Origin of the sequence: Flavobacterium sp. 28YEA47A (assembly GCF_041262125.1) — a bacterium.
GTDB lineage: Bacteria > Bacteroidota > Bacteroidia > Flavobacteriales > Flavobacteriaceae > Flavobacterium.
In genome coordinates this window covers 19,639-39,929 of the sequence record NZ_JBGCCI010000007.1, presented here as the reverse complement: position 1 = coordinate 39,929, position 20,291 = coordinate 19,639, and the positions used below count along the sequence as shown (strand labels likewise).

The 20,291-nt window shown below is 35.5% G+C and carries 24 protein-coding genes and 1 pseudogene; 8 read left to right on the top strand and 17 right to left on the bottom strand.

Annotated features, from left to right (window positions below; genetic code table 11):
* Window positions 1-3: 3 nt before the first annotated feature.
* The 4 genes from ABH942_RS11200 (at window position 4) to ABH942_RS11185 (ending at window position 2,210) form a co-directional block, all read left to right on the top strand.
* The gene (locus ABH942_RS11200) at window positions 4-558 is read left to right on the top strand and encodes an imm11 family protein (protein ID WP_370032342.1); all 555 of its coding nucleotides are present in this window, start codon (window positions 4-6) and stop codon (window positions 556-558) included.
* A 7-nt stretch (window positions 559-565) separates the two neighbouring features.
* Window positions 566-1,117, top strand: a complete 552-nt coding sequence (locus ABH942_RS11195; protein ID WP_370031997.1) for a hypothetical protein — start codon at window positions 566-568, stop codon at window positions 1,115-1,117.
* A 9-nt stretch (window positions 1,118-1,126) separates the two neighbouring features.
* Window positions 1,127-1,507 carry a hypothetical protein gene (locus ABH942_RS11190; RefSeq protein ID WP_370031995.1) on the top strand — a complete coding sequence of 127 codons (381 nt, stop codon included), beginning with the start codon at window positions 1,127-1,129 and terminating at the stop codon, window positions 1,505-1,507.
* A 67-nt stretch (window positions 1,508-1,574) separates the two neighbouring features.
* A complete protein-coding gene (locus tag ABH942_RS11185; RefSeq protein WP_370031993.1) occupies window positions 1,575-2,210 on the top strand; it encodes a hypothetical protein in 636 nt (211 codons plus the stop codon).
* A 141-nt stretch (window positions 2,211-2,351) separates the two neighbouring features.
* Here ABH942_RS11185 and ABH942_RS11180 read toward each other — a convergent pair whose 3' ends face one another.
* From ABH942_RS11180 to ABH942_RS11160, 5 genes are all read right to left on the bottom strand, one after another.
* Window positions 2,352-2,633: a hypothetical protein gene (locus tag ABH942_RS11180; RefSeq protein ID WP_370031991.1), complete on the bottom strand. Its 282-nt coding sequence runs from the start codon at window positions 2,631-2,633 to the stop codon at window positions 2,352-2,354.
* A 66-nt stretch (window positions 2,634-2,699) separates the two neighbouring features.
* On the bottom strand, window positions 2,700-3,440 hold the full coding sequence (locus ABH942_RS11175) for a hypothetical protein (protein WP_370031989.1): 741 nt from the start codon (window positions 3,438-3,440) through the stop codon (window positions 2,700-2,702).
* Window positions 3,441-3,506: 66 nt separating this feature from the next.
* Complete coding sequence (locus ABH942_RS11170; protein ID WP_370031987.1) at window positions 3,507-4,442, bottom strand: T9SS type A sorting domain-containing protein; 936 nt, start codon at window positions 4,440-4,442, stop codon at window positions 3,507-3,509.
* 143 nt (window positions 4,443-4,585) lie between these two features.
* The gene (locus ABH942_RS11165; protein WP_370031985.1) at window positions 4,586-7,852 is read right to left on the bottom strand and encodes a TonB-dependent receptor domain-containing protein; all 3,267 of its coding nucleotides are present in this window, start codon (window positions 7,850-7,852) and stop codon (window positions 4,586-4,588) included.
* Between the two features lie 35 nt (window positions 7,853-7,887).
* A complete protein-coding gene (locus tag ABH942_RS11160) occupies window positions 7,888-8,919 on the bottom strand; it encodes a FecR family protein (protein ID WP_370031983.1) in 1,032 nt (343 codons plus the stop codon).
* Between the two features lie 179 nt (window positions 8,920-9,098).
* On the opposite strand from ABH942_RS11160, the gene ABH942_RS11155 reads away from it, so the two are divergent.
* Entirely contained in the window at window positions 9,099-9,734 is a 636-nt protein-coding gene (locus ABH942_RS11155; protein WP_370031981.1) for an RNA polymerase sigma factor, read from the top strand.
* Window positions 9,735-9,736: 2 nt separating this feature from the next.
* Here ABH942_RS11155 and ABH942_RS11150 read toward each other — a convergent pair whose 3' ends face one another.
* From ABH942_RS11150 to ABH942_RS11095, 12 genes and pseudogenes are all read right to left on the bottom strand, one after another.
* Window positions 9,737-10,105, bottom strand: a complete 369-nt coding sequence (locus tag ABH942_RS11150) for a hypothetical protein (RefSeq protein ID WP_370031979.1) — start codon at window positions 10,103-10,105, stop codon at window positions 9,737-9,739.
* A gap of 38 nt (window positions 10,106-10,143) precedes the next feature.
* The gene (locus ABH942_RS11145) at window positions 10,144-10,404 is read right to left on the bottom strand and encodes a hypothetical protein (protein WP_370031977.1); all 261 of its coding nucleotides are present in this window, start codon (window positions 10,402-10,404) and stop codon (window positions 10,144-10,146) included.
* A 30-nt stretch (window positions 10,405-10,434) separates the two neighbouring features.
* The gene (locus ABH942_RS11140) at window positions 10,435-11,514 is read right to left on the bottom strand and encodes a hypothetical protein (protein ID WP_370031976.1); all 1,080 of its coding nucleotides are present in this window, start codon (window positions 11,512-11,514) and stop codon (window positions 10,435-10,437) included.
* A complete protein-coding gene (locus tag ABH942_RS11135) occupies window positions 11,501-12,712 on the bottom strand; it encodes a hypothetical protein (protein ID WP_370032350.1) in 1,212 nt (403 codons plus the stop codon). The genes ABH942_RS11140 and ABH942_RS11135 overlap by 14 nt, the downstream gene beginning before the upstream one ends.
* 48 nt (window positions 12,713-12,760) lie before the next feature.
* Window positions 12,761-13,024, bottom strand: a pseudogene (locus ABH942_RS11130) (DUF6804 family protein); the annotation flags it as partial.
* A gap of 229 nt (window positions 13,025-13,253) precedes the next feature.
* Window positions 13,254-13,454, bottom strand: a complete 201-nt coding sequence (locus ABH942_RS11125) for a hypothetical protein (protein ID WP_370031974.1) — start codon at window positions 13,452-13,454, stop codon at window positions 13,254-13,256.
* Window positions 13,455-13,479: 25 nt separating this feature from the next.
* On the bottom strand, window positions 13,480-14,553 hold the full coding sequence (locus ABH942_RS11120; protein WP_370031972.1) for a type I restriction endonuclease: 1,074 nt from the start codon (window positions 14,551-14,553) through the stop codon (window positions 13,480-13,482).
* 197 nt (window positions 14,554-14,750) lie between these two features.
* Window positions 14,751-15,050, bottom strand: a complete 300-nt coding sequence (gene yidD, locus ABH942_RS11115; protein WP_370031970.1) for a membrane protein insertion efficiency factor YidD — start codon at window positions 15,048-15,050, stop codon at window positions 14,751-14,753.
* On the bottom strand, window positions 15,047-15,277 hold the full coding sequence (locus ABH942_RS11110; RefSeq protein ID WP_370031968.1) for a hypothetical protein: 231 nt from the start codon (window positions 15,275-15,277) through the stop codon (window positions 15,047-15,049). Before ABH942_RS11110 ends, yidD begins: the two co-directional genes overlap by 4 nt.
* 118 nt (window positions 15,278-15,395) lie before the next feature.
* Complete coding sequence (locus ABH942_RS11105) at window positions 15,396-16,061, bottom strand: response regulator (protein WP_370031966.1); 666 nt, start codon at window positions 16,059-16,061, stop codon at window positions 15,396-15,398.
* A gap of 12 nt (window positions 16,062-16,073) precedes the next feature.
* A complete protein-coding gene (locus ABH942_RS11100) occupies window positions 16,074-17,822 on the bottom strand; it encodes a hypothetical protein (protein ID WP_370031964.1) in 1,749 nt (582 codons plus the stop codon).
* A gap of 34 nt (window positions 17,823-17,856) precedes the next feature.
* Window positions 17,857-18,033 (bottom strand): hypothetical protein, encoded by a 177-nt coding sequence (locus ABH942_RS11095; protein ID WP_370031963.1) that lies wholly within the window; start codon window positions 18,031-18,033, stop codon window positions 17,857-17,859.
* 362 nt (window positions 18,034-18,395) lie between these two features.
* Between ABH942_RS11095 and ABH942_RS11090 the strand changes: the two genes are divergently transcribed.
* The 3 genes from ABH942_RS11090 to ABH942_RS11080 all read left to right on the top strand — a co-directional run bounded on the left by ABH942_RS11090 (window position 18,396) and on the right by ABH942_RS11080 (window position 20,253).
* Complete coding sequence (locus tag ABH942_RS11090; protein WP_370031962.1) at window positions 18,396-19,400, top strand: hypothetical protein; 1,005 nt, start codon at window positions 18,396-18,398, stop codon at window positions 19,398-19,400.
* Between the two features lie 183 nt (window positions 19,401-19,583).
* Entirely contained in the window at window positions 19,584-20,030 is a 447-nt protein-coding gene (locus ABH942_RS11085; RefSeq protein WP_370031961.1) for a hypothetical protein, read from the top strand.
* Between the two features lie 46 nt (window positions 20,031-20,076).
* A complete protein-coding gene (locus tag ABH942_RS11080; RefSeq protein ID WP_370031960.1) occupies window positions 20,077-20,253 on the top strand; it encodes a hypothetical protein in 177 nt (58 codons plus the stop codon).
* The last annotated feature ends 38 nt before the right edge of the window (window positions 20,254-20,291 follow it).

Sequence of the window (20,291 nt, the reverse complement as noted above, 5' to 3'; positions counted from 1 at the left end):
TGAATTAAGACTCAGAATCAAAAAAACAGAAACAAGCAAACGATGCATTACTATATCCTAGAACATGACATCAATCCCGGGGATAAATATGTAAGCTGGGAAGCCGATGGCAATTTAGAACGGGCAATGGAAGGCAAACCTTTTCCTAAAACCTACTATCAGGGCGAGTTCGACACTGATTTTATTTCAGGACATTATGGTATTTCCGCCAAAGCCAAAGATTTTTTCTTGTCTTTAAATATTCCGCACTTGGAATTTGTACCCGTAACAGTGCACCACATCAAATGGGAAGAATCGATGGAAATCTTTTTGATGAAAGTCAATAAAGAAATCGATTGTGTTGATTACGAACAATCGGACTTGTTTATGCTGAGTGATAAAAAAATACGCCGTGTACGGAAATTAGTGGTTAAAAAAGACAGCATTAATGAAGACATTTTTACCATTCACAACCTATTGCATAGCGTGACCGTAAGCGAAGCGCTGAAAAATAAAATAACCGAATATGGTTTGAAAGGATTCCGGTTTGTCCCTACAAATAAATATCCTATCTATTAAAAATAAAATGGAACAATTAAAAGAACTCAAAGAACTGAATACAATGTTGCAAGCAACATTAAAAGCAAGAAGCCCTAAAATTACTGAAGAGCTTATACAAATACTCAACGGAACAGCTATTACGATGTTGCCTACTTACGAAAAAAGCGATATTGCCTCCTTTAATTTCGAATACCGTCACGAATGGTTTTCAATAGTGTTTTTTGGTTCCAATGCCAGAGGCCTGACCATTACGGAACCTATCAGTCTTTTGTTCAACGACCTGAATGAATACCATTCAAAATCAGAAGATGTGATGGATGAAATGGACGAGTTGGAAGAAAATCTGGAAGACGATACAGATGAATGGGAAGACATGATGGACGAGTATAACGAAGAAAAAAATGAAATTTATGAGAATTGGTTCGTAGGCTGTTGGGAAGAAGCCCGAAGCCAAACGCAAAACACGACGCCTACTTATTTCTCAATTGAAGAACTGGATTGCGGCACTGAACTTGTTTCGTCTGACTATGTAGAAATCAATAAAAATCAGTCGGTCATTCGTTATTATACACATTAATCAATAAAAATGGCAGATTTAAAAAGGGAAGAACTAAAGAAACTTTTGTCTCCCATTAATAAAGAATTAAGAATACACGGCGGAAATGAAAACACCGTTAAAATCACAAAGCTGAAAGCAACGCAAATTGATTTTTTATTGGAACTATTAACTGTTCATTTAGACGATTACAAAACTTTTGCAAGGACAAAACTTGAAGAATTCCATGCAGAAGATATAAAATTGGTTAACTATAAAATGCCTGTCAGTATACATAAAATCACGTTGCCCGAAAATGAGGAAGAAAATTGTGTCTGGGAATTAATTATTGGCAGGCTACGATTTGGTTCTACAGAAATCATATTGGATATGAAAAAATGGGAGATTATTGACGACACAGTGGTAGGTTAAATTCTGGTTGAAGGAAAATCATAAAATACCGACAGCTCAAAAACCATATAAAACATTCAAACAAAAAATGAAAGAAGAACAAAACTTTACAGATGAGCAATACGTTGAATATCATAATCAAAAGCTAAAATCAATAGAATCTATTCTAGGAGTTTCGGCTGAAAATATTGGGCTTTCAATAATCCCATTCGGAACTATTGGCGACATGACTGTTGGAGCTGTTGATATGTATTATTTTCCAAATCATATATCCGGTACCGGATTTACAACGATGCAATTAATTAACCCTGACGGAAAAGGCCCTAAGAATAAAAAAGGCACGTATGAATTAATCGCTTTTACAAAACAGGCTTATAACAATCCAGAACAGGAACCACCGACAGAATTCAACCGAATTGAAAGACGTATTTGTGATACTTTTACTCAGATTGCCGGTGTAGCATCAAAAAAGGATTTTAATCCTTTTGAAATATGTCAGTTAAAAGACGATAATGGCGGAAACAAATACATCATTTTTGACGTTTACAAAGAGTTCAAAATTGGAAAACAAAAACATCATTTACTTCTATGCCAAGAAATTTTTGAAGAAGAATTGGCTACAGTAGAGATGTTTGGGCATAAAGGTTTTGTAAATATGTTGAAAATGATAAATATTTATCCTTATAGTGATTTGGATAGAAATTGGGTGGGCGTTAGAAATTAAGAAATATGATTTATGATTTATGATTTATGATTTATGATTTATGATTTATGATTTATTTAAAAAAAATTCTCTGCTTCCCATAAAACAGCAACGTAAAAAACCCGATACGGATATCGGGTTACAAACAACAAGTCGAAAAAACTATTTCTGGTTTTTCTTTATGGTACTCATTTTTCTGGCTGGTGAATATATTTTTGATTTTAAAGAATTTCTGGCTATATGATAGCTACCAATGCATCGTTCCAGTTCATGTATCAATATTTTATAATAATCGTAGGTTCCCTGAAGTTCTGATGCTTTATTTCTGATTTCCTGATCTTGCTCTTCAGTAATAGTTATGGCTCCATATAAATTATGGTATTCTTTGTATCTGCCATAAGCCTCTACCAATTGCTCATGGTCTTTGGCATCTATCTTTATCATGTGTAGACTTTTTGAGCAGCTATTGGCTGCCACAATTATTTTGTTTTATGTTGCCTTTGTGGCAGATTAAAGATAATCTGCAATATCTATATCGCCTTTGACTACCAGATTGCCGTTTTCTAATTTTTCCTGCAATACAATCATATTGGCTCCAACAGTTTGAATAATTTGTACTCGTATTGGTGTAGAACCTGTGTAGGATTCTGTTGTTCCCGGTTTATACAATTCTAAAAATACGGGAGCGGTATTACTAAAGAAACTATAGATTTTGAGTTCAGAAAAGTTTTCCTTTCCTATGTTTGGAAATTCTGCCAGTACTGTTCCATTTTCTCTTTTTAGCACGCCCTTTACTGTTTGCAGTTCAGAGCCTGAAAACTCTCCAAGATTTGGAAAAAGGAACACAAAGCCTACCCTCCCGATATTTACTGTAGGTTTTACTGCATAGGTCTTTAGAAAAATACCAGGCAGGTTAAAAAAGTACAATTCCTTGTATTGGTCACTATTGTAGTATGTAATTTCATAGTTTGCCAATTCGTTTCCAGTTTCATTATTATAAATGCCCAGATAATCTTTTTCTCCTTTGTCTAAAACAAATTCCAGAGTAGTTTCTATATTTCCTCTGTAACTTCCCTGCTGGTTTATCAAAACCGGTTCTCCGTTGAACCTCAGCTGTACGGCATCCGGACTGGAATATCCTTTTATCTTTACTCGAGCTGGTTTTTGAGCTGCGTCAATAGAATTGGTAAGTTCTGCTTCACAAGCAGTCAAAATAAGTAGCCCTATTATAAATACTATTGTTTTTTTCATAATCAATATGGATTGTATTTTATTTCCCGCAACCAGACATAGTTGCGGGATTTTTTGAGTACTTAATTATTTCTTGATAAACTTAAGCTTCTCAACAGTAGTGCCGTCAGTAATCGTAATTAGATAGGTGCCGCTAGATAAGGATGAAACATCTGTACGTGTATTGAAAGGCGCAGCCATAATCTCTTGTCCCATCATATTATACACTTTAACTGTTGTCTGTTCAGCTGAAAGTGACGGATTAAGTTCCAACACCAATTCTGACATTGCAGGATTCTGCAATATTTTGGTTGCATTCAAGCCTTTCTCAATATCTTTTGTGCCCAATGCTGTTGCGTAGATACCTATTTCATCAATATTAATATTTTGTACATTTTGACCGGAAGTCGGTCCTGAACTAATTCGGTTTGACCATAAACCTATGTAAATCTTTTTTCCGGCAAATGCAGAAATATTTACAAGGCTTTCAACAAATTGTGTCAAATCACTTGGAAACGGGCGATTTACTCCTTCACCTGCAACTATCAAATAGGGATAAGCTATCTGCTCTCCTGCTTCATCTAAAGCCATTGCCTGAAAATCGGACAAATCAGGCACTTGTTTTTCTGGTGTACTGGTATATATATACAAAAATCTACCTAAGGTTAAATGTGTCGTCCTTTGCCTGCCTATATAAGCTGCAAGCGTAATCGTTCCTGAAGCGGATGTCAAATCAATTTCCGGAGAAATTACCCAATCATTTTCTGTAGCAAAACCGGTTGCATTTCCGGTTGGTACATTACTGATAGAAAAACGCAGTACTCCTGATGTACCATAGACAAGAGAAGTTCCGTTATGGTAAATATTCTGACCCTGAACCCATTTGTTCCCATTTTCATTCAGGTCATGGAATGTCCATCCTACCATATCGTCTGGAGAGTCAAAAGAATTGACCCATACCGGAAGTTGTCCGTAAAAAACAGTGGTAACCAATAAGGCTGCTAATAGTAATAAATTTTTCATTTTTGTATTGTTAAGTGTTGTAGTTTCTCCGCTTCTGTTATCTTTTGCAATTCTTTGCCTGAGCCGAGTAAAGGCAGGAATTGGATTTTATTTTTAAATTATGGTGTCGCGTTGTTTTTGGGTTTATTTCATAGGCAGGCCGTTTAAAAAATTAGGTTAACGCTTATCCCGAAAGTCCTTCCTGTACGGGCACGAAAAATAATCTTATCAATATCTTTGTCATATTTGCTGGTCGCACCTGGCAAAAGCGCCAGATTTTCTCTTTCCGTTGCATATTCACTACCTACCCCACGGGTAACCGAATAGGAATTGTAATTGTTATAGTATTCCTTCACGCGGTCAAAAAGATTTTTGACATGAAATTTTATCTCAAGATTTTTGTTTTTTAAAAACTTATAGGCAATCTGAGCATCTGCAACCGCATAAGGACGTTGTATTTCTTCGGCATTATAAGAATAGCCTACGGTTATGTATTGGTCACCTTTGGCATTGTATAAAAAGCTGGCTCCTAACCTATCTCCTTCATAAACCAATCCCAAATTATAGGCATAAGGCGTCTGTCCATACAATGGTCTGTCTACCTTATAGGTATCACCTGTCTCGTATCTGTTTTTGTAAGCAGTAACTTGTGTTTTGTTATAGGTAAAATTTCCACTTATGAAAAGGCTGTTAAGGAAAGTGCTATTGTTGATAAAGCCTAGATTCTTTCTTAGCTCCATTTCAAATCCTACCAGTTTTGCATTTTTTGAATTCCCATTATAGAGGTATAGGTTTCCTTCGTTAGAAATGTAACCCTCACGCTCTATCGGTTGGTCAATATTTTTGTAATATACTCCCGCCGACAATATTTCACCTAAGTTGGGAAACCACTCAAATTTAAAATCGTAATTATTGATTACGGAAGATGTCATTTCAGTATTATAGATCATCGCATTGGCTACCGGATCGATATACGGAAGTCCAGTCCTTTCATTAAACTGAGGGCGGATTACAGTCTTGTTATAGGCTAATCTTAGATTCATACTACTTATAGGACTGTAAGTAAAGTTAACTGAGGGCATAAACTGCCATGCCTTATCATGGATAGGCTCTTTTAATAAATTTCTTGAGTCGGCAGGATCCAGCTGTTGAGAAATCAGCGTATATTTAAAATACTCCGCCCTCATACCCCATACCAGCCTCAGTTTATTTGTCCAGCGATTGTCAAACATAAAATAAGGTGCATGCTGTTTTACTTCACCTTCATATTTTGAGTCTTTATAGATTGGCATCGTCTGCCACCCGATACCGCCCGGTACATATTTTGAGCCGTCAAACCAATCACTGAGCGGGCCAAAAATGGCTAAGGAGTTTCTTTCACTATTGGGTACATCCCTATTTTCATCTACTCTTAGGAAAAACTTTTCCTGTTGGTTAGTATTACTTTTCAGAGTACCTGCATACCCTACCTTGATATCATTTTTAAAATCTCCAATATCCAGATTCCACTTTAAAGATCCTCCATAATTGTAGTCAGTTTCTCTGTTCTCTATGTAGGCTCTTGTAAAATTATTTCCGGAATTATATATCTGGTGGTATTCCATGATTTCCCTTCCTATAAAACTATAATAGGTTATGTTCTGTGTCAAGTCTTTGGTGTCTGAAGCCACACTAGTCCTCGCTGCAAACCAGTTAAGCTCTAACCCTCCAATTTTGTGGCTTCCTTCAAGCTTATTCTGTATCAATGTTTGATACACCGGATAATTGACATTATCTGTATACGGTCTATCTAAACCGGGAATGTTTCTGTCGTCATTGTCCGGAACAATTCCATGATAAAAATAGTTGTAAGCACCTTCTGCTGCTGCTGCCATTCCACTACCTCCTGTATATTCATTCCATCCTGTAATCCTCGTAAGTGTATTATCATAAAGATGCGTATAGGAATTACGAAACGACAGGCGATTATTACCCAGCTGTAATCCCGTATTAAACATTCCCGCCAATGTGGAAGTATAGGTGTATGATGCTCCTTTATTTCGAAAGCTGAAAAATTCTACAGGTGCTACGCCTGTTTCCTTCCAATTACCCACTAAAGCTGTATTATCGAGCCAGTTTCCCCTTCCGGTATGTTCAATATCCAGTTTTGTCTGCTCATTTCTTAAAGTAGCTGCTGCTGCAAAACCCCATTTGTTATTATTCTTCATCTTAAAGCTTCGCCCCATCGCTAGCTGAAAACTAGAACCCGGATCGGCCTTTGAACTATAGGTGGTGAAATTATCGTTTGTAAAACGTTTGGATTGTTCAAAAAACACCGGATTATTCCAGGTAGTAGAAATAAGACCTTTTGGAAAATCTCTTGTGCCGTCGTCAAAGCCAAAATAATCGGATTCACCTCTTTGCCTGGACAAAAAATCTTTAAAAGTAGATTCGGTATTATAGGAACTTCCCCAGCTGAAAGAGAAAAAATCCTTTTCCGGAATGTCTTTTGTCCTTACTTCCACATAACCTCCCGCAAAACTGGCATTCATATCAGGTGTAGCCGACTTGCTTACTACTACGCTTTCTACCATAGCCGTAGGAATAATATCAAACGAAAAGTTTTGGTTATAGGCTTCTGTACTTGGCAGATTGATACCGTCCATTGCGGCAGTATTCCAGCGCTCTCCCATAGAACGCACTACTACATATTTGTTGTCAATTGTCGTAATTCCGGTAATTCTTTTCAGGGTAGCACCTACATCGCTATCGGGCGTTTTTGCAATCTGTTCAGAAGAAATACCGTCGCTCATCTGTGGGGCTCTTTTTTGCTGCATGAGCAATCCCTGGGCAGAAGCATCATTATAGTCTACCGTAATTACCACTTCATCCAATCCTAATGCGTCCGGTTTCAAGACAACATTCAGGTCTGTCACCTCACCAGCTTTTACTACAACTCCTGTAATACGTTTTGTCTGATAGGAAATATAGCTTACTTCCAGATTGTTGATGCCTTCTTCTAACGACAATGAAAAATTTCCATTACTATCAGCTTGTGCGCCTGCCTTTGCTCCTTCAAGTGCCACATTCGCTCCCGCTAAGGCAAGGCCGAATTCATCGACTATTTTTCCTTTTACGGCTCCGATTTTTTTCACAGTAGTCGGTTTTGGGACAATAGCATACGAGCTGCCATTTTTCTTAAGTATAAAAGAAGTACCTGAAAGAGAGGTTTCCAACGCTTTTTCCCAAGTTTGGTTTTTTGCTGAATAGGCCGGGACTTTTACTGTTCCGGTTTGTTTATGGTCAAAGGCAATGCTGATGTTGCCTAATTTTTCTATACGTATGATTCGTGATTCCAGAGTTTCTTCAGGAAATGAAATATCCTGCTGGGCATAGAGAGATTGCGTAAAAATTAAAAGTAGTATTGTTTTAAATAGGAACCAATTTTTCATAATGTTCGTTAGTGCTGTTGTTGAAGTTGTTGTAATTATTTGTAAAGGGTTACTGTATTGTTTTTAATGGTATAGTGTATGCCGTAGATGTCTGAAATAATATCGAGCGCATTGTTTAGGGAAGTTTCTTTTTCAAAAGAAGCACTAAAGCTCATGTCTTTCAGCAAGTCAGGCTGTGTTATGATTTCAATATCAAAATGCTGTTCCATTCTTAGGATTAATTCATCCGCATCAGAATGATTGAGTGTCAGGTTTCCTTGTCGCCATGTAGCAATTGCTGAAGTTTCTATTTCCGATAAGCTGACCGCATTTTTCTTTTTATCGATAACTACTTTTTGTGAAGGAACCAATACGCAGATTTTTCGGTTGTCTCTTAACACCTCAACCCTGCCCGTTCTGACTGCTACGCTGCTTTTATGCAATTCTTTATAGGCTGTTACGCTAAAAGAAGTTCCTTTCACCACGACATCAGCATCTTGAGAATGCACGATAAAACGCTTCTGTGGATTTTTAGTTACTTCAAAAAATGCTTCTCCGTTTTCAAGCCAGATTTCTCTTTTGGTGTCGTTAAATTCATTTTTTACAAAAGCCAGAGTGGTATTTCCGTTTAGCGTAATAAAAGAGCCATCCGGTAGTGTAAACTTTTTTACTTCTCCTTTGTCTGTCTGGTATACCATCTCTTTTGAGAATAAACACCCTAGACTTTGGAATGTCCCATAGGTGTTGTATTGATAGGCCGCAACAGAAGTCATCAGCATAACAATGACAGCCGCCGCATAAGGCATTAGTTTTTGCAATCTGAAAACTTTTATCGGCCGACGTTCCGGATTGCCGAACCCGTATTGTGATGATAAGGATTCCCAGACTTTTTCAACACCATTTTTTATCTGGCTTTCGGAAGCTTCAAATGGAGTGTTTTCTGATTTTTCAGGATTCCAATTCTTAATACTCTGGATTTCTTTTTCAGATGCCTGTCCGTTATAATATCTGTGGAAATAATCATGCAACCACAAAAACCAAATCAGCTTTTTTTTCTCTTGTTCTTCTTTATTCAGCTTCTTGTTCATATTGTTTTGTTCTTATATAGATAATCGTAATCATTGTTCCCGATTTCTTGGCGATATCCGTTATGAAAACATTACTAATATGTTAAGTGTTTTTTTGTCAAATTGAGAGGTATATTTTTATGATACATTTGCGGTGTTCTTCTTATTCAGCATCTACAAAATATGTAGAAAACAACCCTATGAAAACTCCAGATCAAATCCTTATCGACAGGATTACGAATAAAGACGAGGCGGCTTTTTATGAATTTTACAATCGTTATGCGGCATTGCTTTATCGATGGGCCTATAATCGTGTAGGCAGTGAAGAAATTACGGAAGAAATCACCCAGGAATTCTGGGCTCAGTTTTGGCTGAATCCCATACAGATAAAAACGAATGCGGAAGGGAATGCAAAGAATTATCTGTTGCATTTTTTTACTTATAGGGTACTGGATTATATCCGCGCCAATATGACCCGAAAAATATTCTCAAGCATAGGAGACGAACTCGACCAGCTTTCCCGAACCTTGATTTATAGCCATATTTCAGAAGAAATAGAAGAAAAGGAAATCTATACCCTGATTGATGAAATCATTGCTACACTGCCAGAGCTGACCCAAAAGGTTTTTAACCACCGATGGAAAGATGATTTGTCTACTGAGGAAACAGCAAAGCTGCTGAACATTGACGAAAAAGCAGTATACAACCGAATGTATACTGCCATTAGTATTATACGTGAAAAAGTGTCCTTAATGTTGCAGGAAGGAGATACGATGCAGAAAATAAAAACGATTAATATGGGTGCTTTGGCTATATGGTATAGCCTGATGAAGTAATATCAATCATTTATTTTTTTGTGCTCAAACGTCCATATGGATTCATAAGACGTAATACGTTTTCCATCCTTAAAAAGATCGATATGGAGTTTTACCGGAATCAGCGTTGAGGTAAGCGTCAGGTATTGATTGTCTTTTGATATTTTCCACTTTCCTTTGTGTACTTCATCACCGATAAGGCTTTCAAATTTGCCGTTTTCATAAAACACCTGATACACCTGATCTGTCTTAAAGAAATCTTTAATGTCTTTTTCCTGTCCGTTATGCAGATACCGTACGAGTTGCCATTTGCCGATTAATTCTTTGGCAGTCTGCGCTTTTGCTGTTAAACAAGCAATGCAAAGAAATAATGTGAGTAGTGTTGTTTTCATTGTGGTAGGTTTTAGGAAATTAAATATAGGAAAAAAAATTACTCATACGCACTGTAGTCCGTTTCTCGTCCGCAAAACATTCGTCCTTCTTTTTTTGCAGACGATTCCCATGTTTCAGAAATATCATGTGCGCATTGTTTAAGACCCGGACATTCCGGATTCAGGTGGTATTTATATGACATTGCACTTTCACAAACATATACCCTGCGATCATTAGGAGATTTTTCCTGCTTGGAATTATCACAACTTAAAAAAGCAAAGAGCAACAATAAAGAAAAATAATCTAGAATATTTTTCATCCTTAAATAGATTAAGTCTTATCTGGAAAACTATGATGAAGAGATAAATTTTTTGATTGTTTCAATTGTGGCTGCTGAGGCTTTTTGACGTTCGTAAAACAATACCTTTTTTGCAGCCATCCTATTAAGCCAATCTTTCCAATAAGCTTCTAGTATCAAAGAATCTTTACCTTCACCTGGTTTTCTCTCAGTTACTTCACAAACAAGTATTTCAGTATCTGATAAATCTATATTTACGGATGGAATATTAAGATCATATTTATTAATTTTATTAATCATATCTTTTAAGTCTCCTTTTTTTGCTACAGGATATAGTATTTTCTCATAACCATAAAGTTTTGTATACGCTTTCTCATCCTGCGGCTCTATATATCCATCAGTAAGGATAATTACTTTATTTTTATATTTAGTAAAGAAATTCGGCTTCTTTAAATTAGATTCTAAATATTGCCGAAAGTATCGATAGTAATCTGCTCCTAGTTCTTTTCCTTTTGCAGAAGCATACATTGTATTAACAGCTTGCTTATATTGATTTGATAGTTGCTGTGTAAAATAGAGCCTATTCGTTTTTCCTTTATGATTAGAAAGATCAAATCTCAGATTATTGGCAATTTTTTCAAATTCACCTCCTGCCTGATGTTTATCCGTAACATCAACTATCAATCTATCATGAGAGTCTTTTTTCAACTTACAGGTTGATTCAAATGCATTCCAAATGGCTTCCATCGTTTTTTTATCACTATCTATTTGGCCGGGAATTTTATCTATTCTATTAGACAAATCCGGAACTACAATAATATTCAAACTTTCAGGAGCTGGAGGAAGCCAGCTTAGACAATCTTTAATTTCTGCATCACTAAGTGCTAAAGTATTGAGCTTTGTACGTATGGCGAGCAAAAAACTTTCGTTATCATGTAATCCTATCTTGTATTTTTCCCATACTTGCTTTACATCATCTTTTCTATATGCCGCAAGCAATTCCCTTTTGGCATCTTCTTCCGGACTTGGCCTTGAAATAAGATAAATAAACAACACAAAAACAGCGAAGAAAGCAAACAGTATAAACAAAGGCTTCCTATCTTTTTTCTTTTTTTTCTTAAAATTTTCCACTGCTATACTCGGTCTTAATGTTTAGAATTTTATTCTCTTGCCATTCTTCTTTAGTCTGTTCGGTCTCTTTTAAGATGTCGTGAGCTTTAGCTCCAAAAAAACCATGTGTATAGGCACCCCACCCACCCATAAATTCACCAATGGCCGCTTTCAAAGAAGGAATACTAACCGGGATTACACCATTTTCATAACCGATAATATCATTTTGCTTACCCGAAATTTCATCATCTAAGGTCATCATCTGATTAGAAAGACTATTAATTCTGGCTACAATTTCAGTTAGTTCTGCCCGTCTTTCTTCAATCTTTTTATCTATGTTTTCCAATAGTATTTTAATTTTTTCATTTTCTGTTTTTACATAAGGATGGCTTAATACAAAATTCAGAAGGAAGCCCCAGATGACATAGACTACAAAGCCAAGCAGTAAAACAATATAAAAGTTTATATCCGTAAATATCATCTTGAAATGCCATTGTTCTTGGGTCAGACCTGTATTAAACTCATTATTGTGAACACCCTGTGAAATTTTATATCCAATAAAAGCATCGGCTATTAGTGTTATAAATAATAACAGACCAATAGTCAGGAATTTTTTAGGCTTATTTTGAGCCACTAACTTTTTATTCTTTTCCAGTGCATCATGAATCAAAAAACCTAATCCTAAGAATATTACCGGGAATAAGATTACAATAGCTATAGAACCCCCACTTATTTCTGCAAACGGATTGGAAATCCAACTGATCTTACCTTCTTTAACCCCATAAAGTGCGGCATAACCTGAAGAAGAATAGAATGTAAATAAGTAAAACGTAAGCAGTATTGTTATAAAGGTCCCAATTACAAAAGGAATGGTGTCGCCAGTTTCTCCATCACCATTTTTAATATCTATCCTTTCAAGCTCCAAATCCTCAATCTGCTTGCTCTTTTCCTGCTTAAGGCTTTCGTATGTAGTAATTTCGGCTTGGGTTTCATTCTTTTTTGCCTTGCTTTGCAGTACTTCGGCTTTTAACTTCTCTATCCTGCTTTTAATACCTTTTGCATCTAGTTTCATCTCTTCGATAAATCTTTCGTATACATTATCTAAAAAGAATCCAACGGCCTGATGTCTTGAATTAGCATTCTGCGCTGACTTAAATCCGTAGGCATGATAGGTAATGCCTTCTTTTTCTTCTGTTTTTTCGAGTATTTTTTCTTCCATTTTTATTGTTTTAGTGAAATATTTTTGTTTAAAAATCCATAAAAAAAGTGCTGAGGATAACAGATCAACAGGTATCCAAAATATTTTTTCATATAAGTATATTGGGAATATCGGATTAAAAATAAGACCGATTATCAGCAATGCTATCTTCCATTTAATATCGATATTTCGGTCATAAGCGAGTATGAGTAGTACCGAAATAAATACAATAATTCTCAAAAAAGTATAATATCCAATCGGTAACGGAAGACAGGCTAACAGCAATAGTATGCTACAGGCTGCACAAATATTTTTTATACTATTTACCTGCATGATACTACAATCAAAAAGGTTATTAAAAAAACAACGACACAACCACTCGCATTAGATTTACGGAGCCTATTTGAATAGGTTACGCCTTTAATGCCAGTGTTTACAGAGATTCGTTTGTTACCGATCGTCCCGTATTTAGTCCGTAAACTGGATGAAACGCCACTACTGCTTATATTAAGTCCAAATCCACCTCCAAAGTTTACCCTTTTTCGAAACCGCAATCCCATAATTAAGTTGTATGGCAGGCTTTACAGCAATAATAACAGCCATTAACCTTTGTATATTTTTTCTTGGCTTCTTTAACAGCATTATCGCAAGAAGAATATTCTCCTAGATATGTTCTACTACTTGGCATATAATTGCAGCCACTTTTGTGCACTTCATGGTCTCCGTTAGACTGTGCTTTGTCATTTACATAATACTTTTCCATAATTAAGATTGTTTTAGGTTACTTTTTATTTTACTTTTTCATAGTTCGCTAATACTTCTAAGAGCGTATCAGAATAATTAAAAATATCGTCTAGTGACGATAGGTCATGCCGTACTTCCTTGCGCTGCTCATCTAATGTTACCATATACTTCTTGTTTCCATTAAAGTATAGCCTACACAATGTTTTACGGTTATTATCGTCAAGCAGTACGGCAAAATAGGAAAGTGCATCCCGATAGACGATGCGACTTAAAGCTACTTTCTGTCTGAGAATGGTTTTTACAATCATAAAGCCTTCTAATTCTTCCTGAGTGGTAACAGCCTGATTAGATTCTACTTCCGTTTCTGTTGCTAAGGCGGCATCCTGTTCTTTTATTACCTGATTTTCTTTAGTAAGCGCAGATTTTAACCTTTCGGTTATCATGTCGCTTATATACTGGTTCAGAGAAGTCTTTACAAGATTGGTGAATTGCTCCAACACCTTTGCAGTTATGACGCTCGGATAGACCTGACGGGCAAAATGCTTTACAAAATCACCACCCGGATTGGTAAATTCTGAATGGATCAGTTTTTTCAGTTCATTGGTATATTTCAGGTCGCTGGCTGTATTTACAATATTTTCAAAATCGTAATATGCTTTATGGAATTTCTTCAGCTCCTCAATCTGGTTCTCTTTTATGTCTGTAATGTCAAACGAGAAAAAGGGCTTTTCATCCATTTTATTCGTTTCAACCAGATCCGTATAAAATTTATATTCTATACCGTTTGTCAGGATAGAGAACTTGGCTTTTGTTGTGTGGAAATACCGAAACAATTGTGAAGCATTGTTCACATTTAACGGAGCTGCATGGTGTTTACATTCAATGAGTATTATAGGTTCGCCATTCTGCATAATGGCGTAATCTATTTTTTCTCCCTGTTTTATCCCGATGTCCGCAACCAACTCGGGAGTTACTTCAAACGGATTAAAAACATCATAGCCAAGTTCCTTTATAAAAGGCATTATAAAAGCATTTTTCGTAGCTTCTTCTGTATTAACCTGAGCTTTGAGTTTGCTGACTCTTTCACCCAGTGATTTTATTTGATCTTTAAAGTCCATATCTGAAAACAGTTTAGTTTGTTTGTAAAAATTTCTAATTTGACATTGCAACATCTTAATATGATATTGCTTTTAAATTTTATCCAAACCTACTGTGTCTGAAAAACTTAATTTTAAGGGAATCCTTATTTTCTAAAAAAATCCAAAAAAATAAGACCGGCATATAGCCGGTCTCTTTCAATTATTGGGTAAAGCTTTTAGGGATAGGGATGTTGGCAGTTAAACAATAGCCTATCCGAAATTTTATCATGGGTTATAATATCCTTATTGGCTAAAATCATTTCTGCTTTACCAGAAGATGGATTAATGTAAACAACAGCACCATATCTGCAGGTCTTAAATCTGTAATGCAATGCTTTTAGTCCGGCTACTGTTCCATGATTCGCCGCTGCTTCAAACACAAAATGAGAGCAGGATTTTTTAAAAAGGCAAGTGCGTCGTTTGCTTTTGGGTATCAGCCAATAAATTCGGATGGCCGCAAGTAACAGATACCTCATCGTTTAAACACAACCATTTGGTTTGCGGTAGTAAAACCTGGTTTAGCACCTAGACCAAAGCAACCATACTCAGGTTGCACGTATGTGGTTACACTTTCCAGTCCTACGTATTCCCAGCCTAAATCGACATGACTTCTGATAGTTGCCTGTAGCTGTTCGGCAACGTGACCGGTGTTTTCTTTTTTAGGATCTATTGAAGCTATAAAAGGCACAACTTTATATTCCATAATGTAATAAGGTTTAGATTTCAGCAAACTTATTCCTTATTTGAAAAGATAATTTAAGGGAATCCTTAATCGTTAGAATAAAAAGCATTTTATACTCAAAATGAATATTTAATGGACTTTAGAGCAACCCCATATCTTTTGCTAAACTTATAAGATGCGTAGTATTTTTTGCTTTAAGCGAAGCTTTCATTTTTATAATGCGTTTTTCGATACTGCTAATGCTTGATGCTTTTTTGCCCTTGCGTTTAAAGTCTTCAACAATCTCAATCTGATTTAGTCCTTTAGCCAGAAGCTGGATAATTTCCAAATCAAACTGGTCAATATCTGTTACCGATGAAGGTTTTTTTAAATGAATCAAGTGAGGTGAAATATACTGTTCACCATCATAGGTTGCTTTTATCGCCTTTAGTAAATCTCGTGTACTTTCTCTGCCTTTAGACACATATCCGTCAATCCCTACATCATCTAAAAGATACCTTATGCTATAGCCTCTTTCGTCAATGGAATAGACGATTATTACAATATCGAAATTTTCTTTTTTAAGCTGCCCGATAAGCTGCTCCCCTGATGTAAGATTTACATCCATATGGCTGCTCTTAAAAGAAAGATCGGTAATTAAAAGTTCAAAAGGCTCATTATCATTCTGTGCCTTTTTAATTTTCAGGAATGTTTCATCACAATACTTCGTATAGACAACTTCTACTCCATCAAGTTTTTCTAATAGTGTCTTTAAGCCCTGGCTGATACTATCAATATCTTCAGCTACAATTATTTTTTTAAACATAAAGTCTTATAATTATGCAGGAAAAGTACAAGTTACTTTGAGCCCGCCCATTGAAGTATCAAATATAAGCGTACCGTCAATGGCAGAAATGCGGGAAACCGCATTTTGCAGTCCATTTTTAGAAATTAGGGCATCTTTGCCCAGCCCTTTCCCGTTATCCGTATATTGTATTGTGATTTTTTTATTTTTAATAGCGAATTTTATAACCACAACATCAGCATGGCTGTGTTTTTTCATATTGACCATCAATTCTTGAAGTACCCTGTAGACTGTTATTTTTTTATGCTCAGAGACTTGGTTCCAATCAATGCTGTCAAAATTTATGTTCATTAAATTAATCGTTGCTGTCTTATAATCCGTTAGCATTTCACGGAGTACGTTACCAAAATTTTCACCAGTATCGATAGTATTGTTTTCTCTTGAAATATCACGTGTCTTTTGGTAAATAGAGTCCAGATCCTGAATAAGTTTTCGTTGTTCAGGGTAAGGTGTATCAGACGATTCTGCATACGACATGACATTGAATACATCATTTGCCAGCTCATCATGGATTTTTTTCGAAATACGTGTTTCTGTATTATGCACCTCCATAATTTTTGCCTTTTTATGTCTTTGTCGCAATATATAAATTACGAAACCGGAAATAATCAGAATCGAGACTCCTATTATTCCAAGCAATAATTTGTCTGATTCAGCTTGCGCATTTTCTGCACTGAGTTTTAAATTTTTTGCTTCTGCATTTTTAGAATCGTATTTCAAACTTGCGAATCCAGTTATGTTTCTTCGCCGTACTTTATTAATACTGTCATTAATTTCGATATACTTTAGTGCTGCCGCTTCTTTTTTAGCAGATACATAAATAAGTATCTTCAAAGCTTCTAAACGCTTATCTGTATCTTTAAGGCTTCCTGCAAACTCGTAAGCTTTTTGAGCATACAAAGCCGCTTCATTATTATTTTTTTTATTTTCATAAAATTTTGCTAGCTGGATATAATTGGATGCAATTGGCAAATTATTAGCACGTCTTATATTTAACGAAGATTCTAAATAACTCAAAGCCTCTGGTTTTTTCAGAATATCAGCTACATTACCTAAATTGTTTAATACACGGGCTTTTGTTTCTGCATCATTTAAAACTACATCAGAAGTCATTAAATTACTGAGTATTTGATATGCTTTTTCATAATCCTGATTTTCAATGTAAACACTTGCCTTATTATTCTCAAGAGTGCATAATGCCAATGAATCTTTGGCAACATTTTTCGCCTTATCATAAAATTCTATGGCCCGTTCAGGATTCAAAAGACTTCTGTAACACTTGCCCAAAAGATTATAAGCCTGACTTAAATATTTTTCTTTTAAGTCTTGACGATCCAAGCTATCTTTTTTATTATGAAACTCTTTAGGCTGTAGATTCTCTAAAAGAGCTAATCCTTGTGTTACGTTATCTTCACAAGTAGGAGCATCACCCTCCTCAAAGTGTATTTGCCCCATTTTTATCAGAGAATGCCCTTCACCCAAAGTATCTTTCGCTTCAATCTGTAATTCAAGGGATTTATTATAATACGTAAAAGCGCTATCATATATTTTAGCGTTCATGAATTGTTCCGCCTTATCTTTATAATTTTCCAATAAAGCACTCTTCTCTTTATCTAAAGCATCACGAAGTATAAATTCTTTTTTTGGTTTACTACAAGAGACAATCCCTGCTAACAGGAATAGCAAAAAAAAGGGGGAGTAAATCTTATAAATAAGTTTCATCCCCCGAAATTAATAAAAATTTAATTTATGTAACCTATGGTTTTGGTTTTACGATAATTGGATCTGGCGGCGGCGGCGGCGGAATAGGAATATTACCATCGTCTGAACCATATGAAGTTATTTCACCATTTTCGTTTACCGTTTCGTTGTCACAAGACACTAAGCTGCCACCTAGCAGCAAAAAAGCTGCCAGCAAAACTATTTTTTTCATTTCCGTTTTAATTAAAAATTAGACACTTGGCAGTCCGATATGCTGTTAAGCCTTAAGGCTGTAAGCCAACATTTTTGGATGCCGCTATTTTTTGGGAAGTGAAGTGATGCTGATCAGACCGTAAGCAGATTATACTTCCCGGATAGCTGTTAACAATCTGTACAGCAGCACTTAAATGTTGAAAGTAGTTTTGTACATTTGCCCTATTGCGCTTATAGAGCAACTAATTTCTGAGACAAAGAAACATCTGATTTTTAAGGACTTGAGCATGATATTCAAGTCATTCCAATTATTCCAGAAAAATCCCGGATATTCCTAAATATTCCTAATAAATCCTGTTTAAACAATAATTTAAAGTAATTATGGAAGAGTATAAAAAAGCAGTATTGGCTCACTATGAAGCCGTAAAAGACAATCTGCACCCCCATTTTTTATTACATCCTACTGGGGCAAAACTTAGAGGATTATGTGAACTTTTATTAAATTCACTCAGCTCCGATGACAAAGTGATTTTTATGCAATTTTTTACACCTGAAAACCTTGATACTAATCTTGATTTCAACCATATCAAAAAAATTGATATAGATAAGTTCAGGCCTTTAGTACGGTATATGAGAGGAGGCCCATCACCAACAAGCCTGACAACTATAGAGTTATTTGCAATCTTGGTGGACTTCCAACCCAGACCTATACAAAAGTTCAATAGGATTGGAATTAGACAAGCAGAACCTAATAATGAATTTGAGAAGGTTGATATACCACAAATACCAGACGACAATAATGGTGAGGAGAAAGAGAAAGAAAAAGAGAACATCGCTCCTTTCAATAGTGACAGAAATGATGAAGATGTAGAGAGAAAAGATGAAGGTATAGGAGCTGATATTATAACAGATTCTCCAATCAGAGATTACAAAAGGATGAATTTCCAGAGTACAATTCCTCAAAAGATTTCCGCAACACCAAATAAGTCCGGAACGAACTATGTAAAAATAGTCTTCGTTTTTTTATTGGTAGCTATAGGTGGTGGATATTTAGCAAAAAGCGATTTGCTTAAGGAAAAAGGTTGTATGATTTGGAGTGAAGATCATTACGAAAAAGTAGCATGCGATTATGAGTTAGATCCTTCTGAAGGAAGAAAAGTCATCCCTATAGATGAACAACTTCTTAAATATCAAAGAAAGGTCAAGATTACCGACACAACAAGATTTTTAAACCCTGACGGAACAAAAAGATTTTTTTATGGTAAGAATGCAGATCAACAAATGGAATATTTCACTCTTCCCGGAAGACATCCGGAAACAGGGAAGACTTTAAAAGAACTTTCTGATTATATGATTAAGACGTATTTTATGAGTACTAGAAATTGATATTCCGGAATAAGAGTTTACTGAATTGATAATGAAGAAATTTCAGAAGTTGATTCAATGGAGAGAGTTAAGAGGGAGTAATTTTAGTATAGAACTAATTTAATACATACTATATTCCAATAATAAACGTATTACAAATAGAGTAGCACGGGCACACTTTAAATTTCTTCTTTAACTTAAATAATGACAAAGCTAAATTCATTACTTATCACCATTATTTCTATAATCATAGTACTGCTCCATATTTATATTGGGCATTATTATGCTCCTCACGGAATTGATTTGCTTCCTATAACAATGATTCTTGCTACCATCATGGTATTTCAATTTACAAACTTGAAAATTTATTTCAAGCTAATGATTACAGCTATATTGTTTTTAATGCTCGACGTTGGAATAAAACTATACTCTGGTGGAACGCACGATCTTGAAGGATTAGAATGGATGTACGGATTTTACTTTATTGGGCTGATTCTTTGTTTGCCCATAATCCTATATAAGATCTTTAAAAATACTGGGATAAATACAACAACTAAAATTTTACTTGTTATTCTTTTTATAGCCTTTTTGTATTTTCAAAAGAATATTTTTTGGGACTTAGGCTTAGGAAGAGATTATCCAATAAATTGACTTAGACAGCATCAAACATACTAATTAAAATAACAGTATATAATTAATGGATAAAAACAAAATATTACTTTCGATTGCCGCAATGATTTGTGGCGTACTTTTAAGTGGATTTGCTTTTTCTACAAAATTGGGGCATCCAACAAGTACAATTTGCCTCATGCTAGGTGTGGTTCTAGCTTTTGGCGGAGCATTTTACCTATTCATTATGCTTGTAAAAAAATGATCTTTTTATTAAACTCAAGCATTTGTGCTACATAAAAA

Bases quoted from the DNA above. Each gene is read 5' to 3' on its own strand.
- ABH942_RS11170 (WP_370031987.1), bottom strand. From the start codon at position 4,442: ATGAAAAATTTATTACTATTAGCAGCCTTATTGGTTACCACTGTTTTT.
- ABH942_RS11195 (WP_370031997.1), top strand. From the start codon at position 566: ATGGAACAATTAAAAGAACTCAAAGAACTGAATACAATGTTGCAAGCA.
- ABH942_RS11150 (WP_370031979.1), bottom strand. From the start codon at position 10,105: ATGAAAACAACACTACTCACATTATTTCTTTGCATTGCTTGTTTAACA.
- yidD (WP_370031970.1), bottom strand. From the start codon at position 15,050: ATGAGGTATCTGTTACTTGCGGCCATCCGAATTTATTGGCTGATACCC.
- ABH942_RS11165 (WP_370031985.1), bottom strand. From the start codon at position 7,852: ATGAAAAATTGGTTCCTATTTAAAACAATACTACTTTTAATTTTTACG.
- ABH942_RS11185 (WP_370031993.1), top strand. From the start codon at position 1,575: ATGAAAGAAGAACAAAACTTTACAGATGAGCAATACGTTGAATATCAT.
- ABH942_RS11100 (WP_370031964.1), bottom strand. From the start codon at position 17,822: ATGAAACTTATTTATAAGATTTACTCCCCCTTTTTTTTGCTATTCCTG.
- ABH942_RS11160 (WP_370031983.1), bottom strand. From the start codon at position 8,919: ATGAACAAGAAGCTGAATAAAGAAGAACAAGAGAAAAAAAAGCTGATT.
- ABH942_RS11105 (WP_370031966.1), bottom strand. From the start codon at position 16,061: ATGTTTAAAAAAATAATTGTAGCTGAAGATATTGATAGTATCAGCCAG.
- ABH942_RS11090 (WP_370031962.1), top strand. From the start codon at position 18,396: ATGGAAGAGTATAAAAAAGCAGTATTGGCTCACTATGAAGCCGTAAAA.
- ABH942_RS11175 (WP_370031989.1), bottom strand. From the start codon at position 3,440: ATGAAAAAAACAATAGTATTTATAATAGGGCTACTTATTTTGACTGCT.
- ABH942_RS11125 (WP_370031974.1), bottom strand. From the start codon at position 13,454: ATGGAAAAGTATTATGTAAATGACAAAGCACAGTCTAACGGAGACCAT.
- ABH942_RS11190 (WP_370031995.1), top strand. From the start codon at position 1,127: ATGGCAGATTTAAAAAGGGAAGAACTAAAGAAACTTTTGTCTCCCATT.
- ABH942_RS11085 (WP_370031961.1), top strand. From the start codon at position 19,584: ATGACAAAGCTAAATTCATTACTTATCACCATTATTTCTATAATCATA.
- ABH942_RS11180 (WP_370031991.1), bottom strand. From the start codon at position 2,633: ATGATAAAGATAGATGCCAAAGACCATGAGCAATTGGTAGAGGCTTAT.
- ABH942_RS11080 (WP_370031960.1), top strand. From the start codon at position 20,077: ATGGATAAAAACAAAATATTACTTTCGATTGCCGCAATGATTTGTGGC.
- ABH942_RS11120 (WP_370031972.1), bottom strand. From the start codon at position 14,553: ATGGACTTTAAAGATCAAATAAAATCACTGGGTGAAAGAGTCAGCAAA.
- ABH942_RS11135 (WP_370032350.1), bottom strand. From the start codon at position 12,712: ATGGAAGAAAAAATACTCGAAAAAACAGAAGAAAAAGAAGGCATTACC.
- ABH942_RS11110 (WP_370031968.1), bottom strand. From the start codon at position 15,277: ATGGAATATAAAGTTGTGCCTTTTATAGCTTCAATAGATCCTAAAAAA.
- ABH942_RS11095 (WP_370031963.1), bottom strand. From the start codon at position 18,033: ATGAAAAAAATAGTTTTGCTGGCAGCTTTTTTGCTGCTAGGTGGCAGC.
- ABH942_RS11155 (WP_370031981.1), top strand. From the start codon at position 9,099: ATGAAAACTCCAGATCAAATCCTTATCGACAGGATTACGAATAAAGAC.
- ABH942_RS11145 (WP_370031977.1), bottom strand. From the start codon at position 10,404: ATGAAAAATATTCTAGATTATTTTTCTTTATTGTTGCTCTTTGCTTTT.